The organism is Nitrosomonas sp. (genome assembly GCF_022842015.1).
GTDB lineage: Bacteria > Pseudomonadota > Gammaproteobacteria > Burkholderiales > Nitrosomonadaceae > Nitrosomonas.
The window spans coordinates 15931-27624 of record NZ_JALHQJ010000004.1; the positions used below are offsets into that span (position 1 = coordinate 15931).

General features: G+C 45.1%; 12 protein-coding genes. 6 read left to right on the forward strand and 6 right to left on the reverse strand.

The annotated features are described in order from the left end of the window. The first annotated feature begins 11 nt into the window (after positions 1-11). Both tmk and holB read left to right on the forward strand, forming a co-directional pair. The gene (gene tmk, locus Q0C11_RS01335) at positions 12-638 is read left to right on the forward strand and encodes a dTMP kinase (RefSeq protein WP_293005064.1); all 627 of its coding nucleotides are present in this window, start codon (positions 12-14) and stop codon (positions 636-638) included. Next, the gene (gene holB / locus Q0C11_RS01340; RefSeq protein ID WP_293005066.1) at positions 631-1668 is read left to right on the forward strand and encodes a DNA polymerase III subunit delta'; all 1038 of its coding nucleotides are present in this window, start codon (positions 631-633) and stop codon (positions 1666-1668) included. Before tmk ends, holB begins: the two co-directional genes overlap by 8 nt. On the opposite strand, the gene Q0C11_RS01345 is transcribed toward holB, so the two are convergent. Next, positions 1669-2190 carry a heme-binding protein gene (locus Q0C11_RS01345; RefSeq protein WP_293005068.1) on the reverse strand — a complete coding sequence of 174 codons (522 nt, stop codon included), beginning with the start codon at positions 2188-2190 and terminating at the stop codon, positions 1669-1671. 46 nt (positions 2191-2236) lie between these two features. On the opposite strand from Q0C11_RS01345, the gene Q0C11_RS01350 reads away from it, so the two are divergent. Next, the gene (locus Q0C11_RS01350) at positions 2237-2992 is read left to right on the forward strand and encodes a dienelactone hydrolase family protein (RefSeq protein ID WP_293005070.1); all 756 of its coding nucleotides are present in this window, start codon (positions 2237-2239) and stop codon (positions 2990-2992) included. Positions 2993-3150: 158 nt separating this feature from the next. On the opposite strand, the gene Q0C11_RS01355 is transcribed toward Q0C11_RS01350, so the two are convergent. From Q0C11_RS01355 to Q0C11_RS01370, 4 genes are all read right to left on the reverse strand, one after another. Further along, on the reverse strand, positions 3151-3612 hold the full coding sequence (locus tag Q0C11_RS01355) for a VOC family protein (RefSeq protein WP_293005072.1): 462 nt from the start codon (positions 3610-3612) through the stop codon (positions 3151-3153). Positions 3613-3834: 222 nt separating this feature from the next. Then, on the reverse strand, positions 3835-4578 hold the full coding sequence (locus tag Q0C11_RS01360; RefSeq protein WP_293005074.1) for a glutaredoxin: 744 nt from the start codon (positions 4576-4578) through the stop codon (positions 3835-3837). A gap of 127 nt (positions 4579-4705) precedes the next feature. Then, complete coding sequence (locus Q0C11_RS01365) at positions 4706-5890, reverse strand: iron-containing alcohol dehydrogenase (protein WP_293005075.1); 1185 nt, start codon at positions 5888-5890, stop codon at positions 4706-4708. After that, entirely contained in the window at positions 5890-6192 is a 303-nt protein-coding gene (locus Q0C11_RS01370; protein WP_293005076.1) for an antibiotic biosynthesis monooxygenase, read from the reverse strand. The genes Q0C11_RS01365 and Q0C11_RS01370 overlap by 1 nt, the downstream gene beginning before the upstream one ends. A 277-nt stretch (positions 6193-6469) precedes the next feature. Between Q0C11_RS01370 and Q0C11_RS01375 the strand changes: the two genes are divergently transcribed. Beyond that, positions 6470-7555 (forward strand): GGDEF domain-containing protein, encoded by a 1086-nt coding sequence (locus tag Q0C11_RS01375; protein ID WP_293005078.1) that lies wholly within the window; start codon positions 6470-6472, stop codon positions 7553-7555. Positions 7556-7614: 59 nt separating this feature from the next. Here Q0C11_RS01375 and Q0C11_RS01380 read toward each other — a convergent pair whose 3' ends face one another. Continuing rightward, on the reverse strand, positions 7615-8151 hold the full coding sequence (locus Q0C11_RS01380) for a Slp family lipoprotein (protein ID WP_293005080.1): 537 nt from the start codon (positions 8149-8151) through the stop codon (positions 7615-7617). A 290-nt stretch (positions 8152-8441) separates the two neighbouring features. Between Q0C11_RS01380 and Q0C11_RS01385 the strand changes: the two genes are divergently transcribed. Next, positions 8442-10058: a long-chain-fatty-acid--CoA ligase gene (locus Q0C11_RS01385; RefSeq protein ID WP_293005082.1), complete on the forward strand. Its 1617-nt coding sequence runs from the start codon at positions 8442-8444 to the stop codon at positions 10056-10058. Positions 10059-11218: 1160 nt separating this feature from the next. Continuing rightward, a complete protein-coding gene (locus tag Q0C11_RS01390) occupies positions 11219-11602 on the forward strand; it encodes an exosortase system-associated protein, TIGR04073 family (RefSeq protein ID WP_293005083.1) in 384 nt (127 codons plus the stop codon). Positions 11603-11694: the final 92 nt, after the last annotated feature.

Here is an 11694-nt window from a genome sequence, read left to right on the forward strand (position 1 = left end):
ACCAGAATCGTATGAAGCAGGGCAAATTCATTACATTGGAAGGCATAGACGGTGCGGGTAAATCGACCCAGTTGGCGTGGATTGTCGAACTATTGCAGCGCGTAGGAAAGTCAGTCGTAGTGACGCGCGAGCCAGGCGGGACGGCTTTGGGCGAACAGTTGCGTGCAATACTACTGGACAAGACCATGGCTATGCATGCGGAAACCGAAGCATTGCTGATGTTCGCTGCGCGGCGGGAGCATTTGGATAAAGTCATTCTACCCGTCCTTGCGCAAGGCCAATGGGTGGTCTCGGATCGCTTCACTGATGCCAGCTTTGCTTATCAGAGCGGTGGCAGGGGATTGGATAGCGATAAACTGGCTATCTTGGAACAATGGGTGCAAGGCGGATTGCAACCTGACTTGACGCTTTTTTTCGACGTGCCGGTAGAAATCGGGCAAGAGCGCGTTAGTCAAATCAAGAATAGGGATCGTTTTGAGCAAGAACAAGCTGACTTTTTTCAGCGCGTGCGCGCAGCGTATCTGGAGAGAGTAAAGCAGTTTCCTGACCGTATCAGAATCATCGACAGCAGCCAATCCTTAGCGGGAGTCAAGGACGCGGTTGAACAGACGTTGCAGCCTCTGTTGAATTATGGGTGATATTTATAGCTGGCAACAGGACATTTGGCAGAAATTGACGCACAGCCGACAATTCTTGGGGCATGCGTTGTTGCTCAAAGGTAAACCAGGCATCGGCAAATATGATTTTGCGCGCCAACTGGCGAAATCATTGCTCTGTATCGTACCAAGGACTGATCGCAAGGCTTGTGGGCAATGTTTGAGTTGTGGTTGGTTTGAGCAAAACAGTCATCCTAATTTTTATCCGGTGATACCGGAAGCACTTGCTGTCATGTCGGGAGGGAGCGAGAAAGAGGAGGGTGAAGAAAAATCCGGTAGCGCGGCAAGCAAAAAAAGCGTCAGCCAGCAAATCAGCATCGAGCAGATCCGTAAACTCTCCGATTTTGTTTATCTGACAGGTCATCAAAGCGGTTACAAGATTATTCTGATCTATCCGACGGAAGCGATGAATACTGCATCAGCCAATGCATTGCTGAAAAAGCTTGAAGAGCCGCCGGAAAATGTGTTGTTCATCCTGGTCACGCATCAGGCGCAGCATTTGCTGCCGACCCTACGCAGCCGCTGTCAACAAATTGCGATGCCAATTCCGGACGTTGAAACCGCTGTTGCTTGGTTGAAACAGCAAGCGGTTGATGATCCCGAAGGTCGCCTCGCGGGCGCAGGTTATGCACCCTTATCCGCATTGCTGTTGGATAAGGGAGAATATGCGGCGCACTACGAGCAATTCATCCAGCACATTGCCTATCCCAAGCAACTGGATCCATTGTCGTTGGCCGGATCGTTGCAGCAAACGAATCTGCCTGCTGTCGTCGATTGGCTGCAAAAATGGTGCTATGATCTGGTCAGTTATCACACCACGGGGAAAATCCGCTACTATTTGAACCAGTTGCCGGCCATTCAAGCGCTAAGCGAACAGATCGATTTGCTTGCGTGCGTGACTTTTACGCGGGAACTCAACACCAAACAACAACTGTCGCGTCATCCGCTCAATCCACGTCTGTTTCTGGAGGAAATGTTCATCGCATATGCCGCCCTGATGCGGGGAGAATAATTACTGCTTCTCAAATGCATCGTCCGCTTTCAAAACTTTCAGTGCCGCGCTGGCGCAGACTTCATCGTATTCAATTCCTGGTGCACCGCCGACGCCGATGCCACCCACTACCTCACCGCCGATTTTGATCGGAAAACCGCCGCCCAATAACAGAATGTTTTCATTCATCCGGGTCAAACTTTGTAATTCCGGTTTTTGCGTCACCAGGACGGCAAATTTATGCGTCGAATCACGCAAGCTGTTTGCAGTGTAGGCCTTGCGGCGACTGCTATCGAGCGTATGCGGCCCTGCGCCATCGGCCTTCAATTGTACCTTGAGCAAACCGGATTGATCGACAATGGCCACGCTAACCTTGAATCCATCGTCGTGACATTTTTTGATTGCCGCCATCGCCGCCTGGGTTGATAATTCCAATGGTAAAACTTTTTGCGAGGGAAAATCCTGCGCTAATATATGTGTAGACGCTGCACACAAAACGAGCGCGGAAATACCGGTTAATAATGATTTGAATGTATGAGTCATGATCGAGTCCTCTAGGTCAATTTTCACGGATATACATTAACACGACATGGTGAGATTATCACTGCTTTCAAGTAAAGGTGACAATATGATTACAAAAATGATCGATTATCAGGATGGAAACACAAGTCTGGAAGGGTATCTGGCCTATCATGAAACCGACAAACTAAAGCCTGCTGTGTTGGTTGCGCATGACTGGAGCGGACGGCGCGAAATGGCGTGTAAAGGAGCGGAAAGCATCGCCGACATGGGCTATGTGGGTTTTGCGCTGGATATGTACGGCAAAGGCATATTCGGTGCCGATGGTGACGCAGAAAAGAACGGCGCGTTGATGGCGCCGTTTGCCCAGGATCGCGCCCTGCTGCGGCGCAGAATTACTGCTGCACTGCAAGCCGTGCAGCAACTGCCGCAAGTCGATACCTCAAGAATTGCTGCGATGGGTTATTGTTTTGGCGGCATGTGCGTATTGGAACTGGTGCGCTCTGGTGCGGATGTGCAAGGCGTGATCAGCGTTCACGGCATTTTCGCGCCCGGCAATGTCGCCAATACAAAAATTACTGCAAAGGTGCTCTGTCTGCACGGCCACGACGACCCGATGGTGCCGCCGGAACAAGTGCTCGCATTTGAAACTGAAATGACCCAAGCCCAAGTGGATTGGCAGGTGCATGTGTATGGTGGCACGATGCACGCTTTCACCAACCCGAAAGCCAATAATCCCAGCTTCGGCACGGTATACAAGGAAGTGGCGGCGAACCGAGCGTATCGTTCGATTGCGAATTTTTTGGGAGAAATTTTTTCTTCTTAATAGGTTTTTAATTTTCTAGGGCTGTCGCGGATACCAACGTAGATATTGGTCTTTTAGCCTATGTCACAAGGCCGTAAGGTGAAAATAAACTAGACGGTAGTTGGGTTATACGCTGAAAATGTAGCTATTGATTTATTCATAAAAGCTTTCCATAAATTTCATTCTGGTGCCATACCTTTTGCACGCAGTTCTGCCAATGCTTGCGCGGTTTTTTTGAGATTACTCAGCCCCATACCGCGCAGAATATGGTCTGCCTTTGTGTATTGAATATTAATATAGGTCGTAATTTCTACTCGATTTCCCCACGGGTCAAGAAAATCAAGGAAAGAGCCACTTAAAAGCTTAACACCCATTTCTTCCAGTGACTGTCGCGCCAATTCTTTATCATCAACAGCAATTCCAAAGTGTCTTTTTTCATCAGGTTTTCTATCGCTATGCTTGGTGAAATTAATAAATTGATCGCCGAAATAAATAAAAGCTTGCGTGTCACTTTTATCGTTAATTTCGAAATTCAAGAAACCACTATAAAATTCCAACGCTTTATCAATGTCTCCAACCTCTAGCGCCACATGGTTTATCCCCACGGCATTTGCCTTGAGTGTTTCAGTTTTCTTCGTCATATGTTATCTCCGTAATTTCTCCCAATATGATACTGCATTGACTCTTTCGAATACTCTACAATTCCCCGTAACAACCGCCAATTCAACAATTATGCTACGGAAATTGAAATGCGCCTGTGACGGCATTACAAGCCAAATTTGATCTGTAGTTGAAGAATCATAGACTTACTCTGATTGATGCTGGCTTTTAATAGAGTCTCCCGAAGGACTAAAGGTGTGTGTTCATTTTATCCACATCCAGATCCCCATTGCCATCATCATCAAATTTTCGGTCAAGGATACGAAACCTAATGGCACCTTGCTGCCGCCACCGACGCAGGCGCATTTCAATTCGCGCTTGTCGATGTACACGGCCTTAAGCACCGAAATTGTGCCTACGGTGCCGATAAAGAGCGCGACGGGAGAAGATAGCCAAACGAGCGCACCCGAGATCATTAGGATACCCGCGAGTGCTTCTCCAAACGGATAGAGATAGCCGTAACGCACCCACTTTCTAGCCAGCAGATCATAATTTAGGAACATGGTCGAAAAACTCTCTACATTCTGCAATTTTTGTACTGCAAGCAAGCACATAGCAACGGAAATAAACCATTCAAAGGCGCGAATGGTAAATACAGTCCCGTAAATTTCCCAGCTCATGGCCAGTGCCATCAGAAAGGAGACGGCAAATATGGCGACGACCGGCTTATAGCTGGTGTCATCATCATTTTTGACTTTTTCTCCGAAATACATACGCAGCGCGTCGTATCCGCCAATACGTTTGCCATCAATCCAGGTTTGAGGCGTCGTTTCGACCTGGTGTTTTTCCTGGAAGGCGTCTGTTTCTTCACGTGTCTCAAGGTGATGGTCTTCAACGTTAAAGCCCTCGCGCTCCAGCAAGTCCTTTGATTTGAGACCATAAGGGCAGATATGATCTTTCATCACCATGCGATATAGTTTTGCGTTTTTTTGATGGGCTGAGGTCATGTCTATTCTCCGTCGTTTTTTATTTATCAGGGCTGAGCTGGAATCTATTGCGGTTTGAATTGGAGGGATAGGGATAGCTTTAATCTCATTGGGTTATATTTCCCGCCGCTTGCGGTGGGGTGCTTTATTACAATCGTTCCAGCAATATCTCTCTGATTTCTTCATCCTTCAACACAATTGGATTGGTCTTCATGCTGCTGCCACGGCAATTAGCGATGACTTTATCTAACGCAGTTTCTTGCAAACTGTAATGCGATAGCCGCGCCAAGGCAAGTTCGTTGGTCCATTGCACCAGCAAATCGATTAGTGCGTTATACGCGGCTTGAGGATCGATGAAGCGTTTCTGGCAGAGAATTTCGGCGACATGCAGGTACTTTGCCAGTGCCTTGTTGCTGGGTTCGCGCGCCAGCATGCTTTGAATATTAATTCGCGTGGCGGATGCGACTAGGGTGCCGCAGACGACGCCGTGGGGGATTGGATAAAAAGCGCCTAGTGGGGAAGCTAGGCCATGGACCGCGCCGAGGCCAACTTGCGCCAGCGTGATACCAGAGAGTAACGCGGCATAGGCCATTTTCTCGCGATGCTCTTGCAGTTCCCCCTCCTGACGGTAGAGTGGAATCAACCCATCCCGGGCGGCTTGCAGGCCACTGATTGCCAAAGCATCGGTGAAAGCATTGGATTTGATCGATACATACGATTCCAGCAGTTGCGTTAATGCATCCATGCCGTTGGCGGCGATTACTTCAGGTGGGCAACTGGCGAGTAAATCCGGATCGACAATGGCATATTCAGCGACCAGTTTGTCATGCCGGAATGATTTTTTAAAACCCTTTTCACCTTGCACGCTTAGCACGGCATTTTTGGTGGCTTCGCTGCCGGTTCCGGCGGTGGTGGGTACGGCAATGAATGGGATGGCTGGGCCTTGGTACGGTAATTCTGGGCCGACGCCTTCCAGGTAATTCATGACCGAGCGTTGAATTTTTATTAGTCCGGCAATGGCTTTGGCGGCATCCAAAGCACTGCCGCCGCCGATGCCCACCACGGCATCAAATGATTGGTTGGCATATGTTTTTACCAGATCATCGATCAGCTTAGGGGAGGGTTCTTCAGCAACCACGCAGTGCTGCCATCTGATTGCGTGTTGTTGGAGCTGATTGATCAAAGTCTCCCAGTGATTGGTATTAGTGAACGAGCTTGCTCCTGTTACAAGTAAGATGCGTGAACCATAACTCGCGATAATATCCGGCAATTTTTTGATAACACCCGTGCCAAATTCGATACGCGGCAGTCGAGCGATGGAGAAACTAAACATTAGCTGTTTACGACCGGATACAAGCCTTGATAGGGGACGCCCTGACGTGGTTCTGCCATCCAATCCGCGACGGTGTCCCGCCATGACAGGTAATGTGTAGTCTCCTTATGGGCGAGCGCATCCTGTTGAGTTTTATAGGCTTCGTAAAATACAAACTTTGTTGGATCATCCGCGGATTGCAGAATATCAAAGCGCACATTGCCTGGCTCAAGAATGGAGTTTTCGTGATTAAGTCGGCAAGCTTTCTTGAATGCTTCTATTTTTTCCGGTTTGACTGAAGCGTAGACAATGGTTACATGCATGATTTTTTTCCTTTCATCAATTTCTTGCTACTTAACTGATTGTAAAGTTTTCTGGTAATGAGCCCAGATATGCAGGTCTGGTGGTATTCTACTACTAATCCTTTAGGAGTTCTTTAGGTGTCTGCAGACTGCAGATATTTCAATTGCAAATTTCTGAATGAGCCAGATAGTTTTTGTCTAAGAGCGATTTTAAACTCTTTTTATTAATATTGAGGTTTTACCCATCTAAGTAATATGGATATAATTACGATATTGCCTTGTCATCCAAATCTTACGCATGCCTAATAAAAAAGACGTTGTACCGCCTTCCCTGCTGAATAAATTAGTATCTTTGACTACCATTCGAGACGTTGAATTATTCGAATCCAGTTTATTGAAAACTTTGACTGAGCTTTTAAGAATTAATCAAATTTCAATGTACAAGCTTGATCAGTTCAATACTACGTGCTGGTTGTCGACTTATTCAACTAATTTGATTCAAGATGATGATAAAAGAAAATTCTCAGAGTCACAGGAGATTTATACATCCGAAATCATGATCCCTGAGGAAATAAAATCTGCTCAGTTGTGGATAGAGACAACGAAGAAACCATATATTCATTACCAAGAAGACCGGTATCTGGTCGTTTATCCCATACTGTCCCTCAATAAAATTGAGGGGATGTTGACTTTTGAACTTTCTCATTCATTGACTGAAGAAGAAATGCTGATCATTTCCAGTTTGCTGAGTATTACGCATAATTTTTGTAGTTTGTTGGATGAAAGTCAGAAAGACAAGCTAACTGGTTTATTGAACCGTCAAACATTTGAAGCGAATATCAAGAAGATAAGTGCGCTTACATTAAGCTCCGATCTTAATCAAGATCATGATGGTAGTGAGTTAAACCGGAGAAGGCTAAAGGTGGAAGTAGGAAAATTCTGCCTCGCTATCATTGATATTGATGACTTTAAATCGATCAATGACCAGTTTGGTCATATCATGGGAGATGAGGTTTTGCTGCTGTTATCCTATGTGATGAAGCAAAATTTCCGCGCAAGGGATTTATTGTTTCGCTTTGGTGGAGAGGAATTTGTAGTGATTTTCCGTGTTTCCGATAAGGAAGAGGCCTATAAAGCATTGGAGCGTTTTCGTAATAAGATTCAAGAATATCGCTTTCCGCAAATCGATGGCGTGACAATCAGTATGGGCGCGACCTTGATCAACGAATTGAACTACTTGGCTTCCGAAATCATCGGACGTGCAGATCAAGCGCTTTATCATGCAAAACAAAACGGAAAGAACCAACTGCATTTTTATGAGAACCTTTTGGAAAATGGCCATATCCTTGAAAAAAAAGAGACCAATGCGATAAACTATTTTTAGCAATGCGAATATTTATACTACGCAGGAAATTTTTCAGTTATGGCAAATAAAATTGCAGATCACCAGCGATAATAAGGCCCATAAATTCCTCCCCGGAAAAATGGATAGTAACTAGGATAGCCAAAATAGGGATAAGGACCATAACCCCGGTTGTCATAATAATTGGGATAGGTTGGCCAAAGGTGAATTGCCGTTGCAGATAGCAGCGGTACTTGAATAATTCTTTTCCCGACAGTCCGTTCAATATCGCCAGCAATTACCCCGGCAACGGTAATTTCCTTATCTTTGGAATAGACTTCCGGATCGAGGAACTCAGTGGTTTTGACCACAAAGCGACCTTCGCCTGCTTTGTGTAACTGCGGGCGACCACTGAAATCGAGAGGATAATATAGAACTTGCATCAAACTTGCATACTCCTCATTTTCCACGTCAATAATCACGCCTCCCCAGCGTACAGGTGCATCCTTATAGTTATTGACGTCATGGCTGAGCTGATTATAGGAAACGTTTATTGCTGGCGCATTTCCGATTGCAGGCGGTAATCCAGCGCAGCCACTCAAAAGCAAATACGGTAATAGTAGTAGAACTGGTTTCATAACTTTTCTCCTGCGATTTATCTATATCCGGTCCAGTTGTGCTCCTAATTCAGTGCTTATACACAATTTGTTGTTATGATTCTTAGCTCCCCTGCGAGCTACAATTTGAATTGCAGGGTTGATCAATGGCAATGCTTTGCGGTTACTACTGAATCAGAGGCCAAGATTAAGATTCTAGTCTGATTGCTGCTGATGCCAGTCAGTTGTATGATTCTTAGGCAAGCATTTGGACAGAAAATTTCTGGACGGGTATTTGCTTGGACTAATTATTCAGTCAAAGGAAAATAACATTGTATCCATTATTACTGAAACAGCTTTGGCATGCGCCTTTGGCGAATGCGCCTGAGCAAGAAATTGTTTATCGTGATTATTTGCGTTTGAGTTACCGTCAAGTGTATGCGCGAATTCAGCAATTCGGTGCGGCGTTGGCAGCTGATAATATTCAGCAGGGGAATGTGATTGCAGTCATGGATCACGATAGCCATCGTTATCTTGAATGTTATTTTGCAATCCCGATGTATGGTGCAACCCTGATGACGGTGAATACGCGCCTGACACCGACGCAGATTGCTTTTACCTTAAATCATTCCGGTGCATCAGTATTGCTGCTGCATGTGGATTTCGTTCCGATTATCGATGGTATACGCGCGGAACTGTCAGGAATACACAAGATTATTTTGATGATGGATAAGGCGGAAGTTTTCCCAGCTACCGCGTATGTTGACGGTGAATATGAAACTTGGTTGGCAAATCAGCCAAGTAATTTTGATTTTGAAGATTTTGATGAGAATACGCGGGCGACGACGTTCTATACCACCGGCACTACCGGTGTGCCCAAGGGAGTTTATTACACGCATCGGCAGCTGGTATTACATACTCTTGCGGCAGGGATGGCGTTAGCCGCGCCGGCGGTACATCAACGATTTCATGCGAATGATGTTTATATGCCGTTGACGCCGATGTTTCATGTGCATGCCTGGGGTGTTCCGTATATTGCAACGTTGCTTGGTGTGAAACAGGTGTATCCGGGGCGCTATGTTCCCGAAATGCTGCTGAAATTAATTCGTGAGGAGCGAGTTACCTGTTCACATTGCGTGCCCACGTTATTGAAAATGGTATTGACGGCAGCGCGAGCATCAGCAACCGATTTGCGTGGATGGAAGGTTGTGGTGGGTGGATCAGCACTGCCTCAGGCGCTAGCCAGACAAGCGTTGGAAATGGGGGTTGATTGCTTCTCCGGTTACGGTTTGTCCGAAACAGCGCCGATCCTTACGTTGGCACAGTTGAGCGGTAACTACAGCAGTGCAGAGGAAGCCGTGACGGAAGATTCGTTGACGGTGTTATGCAGTGCTGGACGGGCCATACCGCTAGTAAATTTGCAAATTGTTAATGATGCGATGCAGTCGCAAGCCCACGATGGGCAAAGCAGTGGTGAAGTGGTTGTGCGGGCGCCTTGGTTGACGCCGGGATATCACGATAATCCTGAAGCAAGTGCAGCGCTTTGGCGAGGTGGTTATCTGCACACGCAGGATATAGGTGTAATCGACTCGGATGGATATTTACGCATTACCGATCGTATGAAAGACGTTATTAAAATTGCGGGTGAGTGGGTGTCTTCATTGGAGGTGGAAAATGTGCTTGTGTCGGTTGCAGGAATTAAGGAGGTGGCCGTAATCGGCATGCCGGACAAGCGCTGGGGAGAGCGTCCGTTGGCTTTGCTGGTTGTAGATGCAGCCTTGTTCAGTGAATCGGTTGCGCAAGATCATGTGCGCCTATGTGCCGCGCGTGGATTGATTTCGAAGCATGCACTGCTAACGCAATTTAAACGGATTGACTGTATTGCTAAAACCAGCGTCGGGAAAATTGATAAAAAAGCCTTGCGCGCTGAACATATTTCAGGCAGTTAATTAATAAGAAAATATTGAACGCTACAGTAGATGGTTTTAGTTTCTTACAGACAGCCTGGATTATGATGTTTATGAGCTTGCGGTTGAGGTTGAGTACGGAGCGACCTGATACGAAGCTAGCCGAATCATGAAGTCTATTAGCGGATAATTTCCTGATTTTCGGATCGGCGGTGATGGTAGTGGTTAAAAAAACGTCGTAGCAGATAGCTGCGCGCTATTGAAACAGCCGTGAAGATTAATCCAATTTGAATGTTTTGACTCATGCTGACTTCTATTTCATAGATCGGAAACACGATCAATTGAGCGGCTAAGGCTACAAAATACCCAATGATAACATTGGCGAATGATTCTATGAATGATTGGGTCCTAGTTTGCATAATTTTAATGAAGATTGGGTTTTACTGCTATTTTTCTGTCAGCAACATCATTGCACAAGTAAATGAAACAAGGAGGCCAAGCAATATGGGAGCCAATACTATTTCATCACCGGTTATTGCATAATATCCATATAGAATCAGTGAGAGTATCAATGTAATTATCAAAATTATTTTTTTCATATTCAGATCCTTCTGCGTAATTTAAGATCGCTATACTATTGCATTCGTATAAGTTAAATAAGGTTTTTCTTTATTCCTTTTAAAGTTGTGTTCGCCGCCTGTTTGCCAGGATTTATCGATTCCGAGTGCACTTCAGGTCGACTCATTTTGAAATCATGTGTCAATACACCTATACAGATGTCGAGCAAATAAACAAATAAATGTGGGGAAATTGAAAGCGATTAAGGATGAAAGGAAGCATAATTGGAATTTGACGTGGATCTTGTATGAGGTTGTGGGCTGTAGCTTTGGATTTTTCTGCCACAAAATGTACCGCGTTCGATCCATTCGAAAAGATATCAGTCAGAATTCAGAAACATAATACTACGCGAACTGCTCTCTAAGCAGGCTTATTATTTGCGAAATTTCTCATTGATAAACTGTGCAACAAATAAACCCGCAACTAATGCAATTGCAGAATATAAAACGATCTCTAACATATCAGACATTTTCCGAATACTCCAAATTAACCTACTTTCAATCATACTATATTCAATATTATTCATTGAATATTTTAATGGACGCATAATCATTATTTTTAAAACTGTAAGGAGAGTATTAATAATGAGAACAATTAGAAAATTAGCCTTGGTGATATCGCTGTGCTTTATTTTTTCGTCACAGGTTCAGGCCATGGAAGAAATTACTAACAGAGTTTATTTTAGCAGGGCGGGCACGAAGATTATAAGCGGAGTAGCTAATGCAACCACCGGATGGATGGAATTACCAAAAAATATGATTTTGTGGGGACAGAGAGACAAGAATGTTGTCATTGGGACTGCAGAAGGATTGTTATGGGGTATTTTTCATACTGCCAGTCGCACTGGAAATGGTGTATTGGATCTTGCCACTTTTTGGCTCCCAACCTATCCAGCGCCTGATCCGTTGTTCATTTGGGATGATTTCTCGAAAGATTCTGACTATATTGGTTGGCGCATGGCTAGGTGATAGATTGCTTTTATTTTACGCTATTTGTCTTATTGGTTGCTTTGTTGTTTAAGCTTGTTTTGTTTTAATTCGAGGAATATCTCTATATGAAA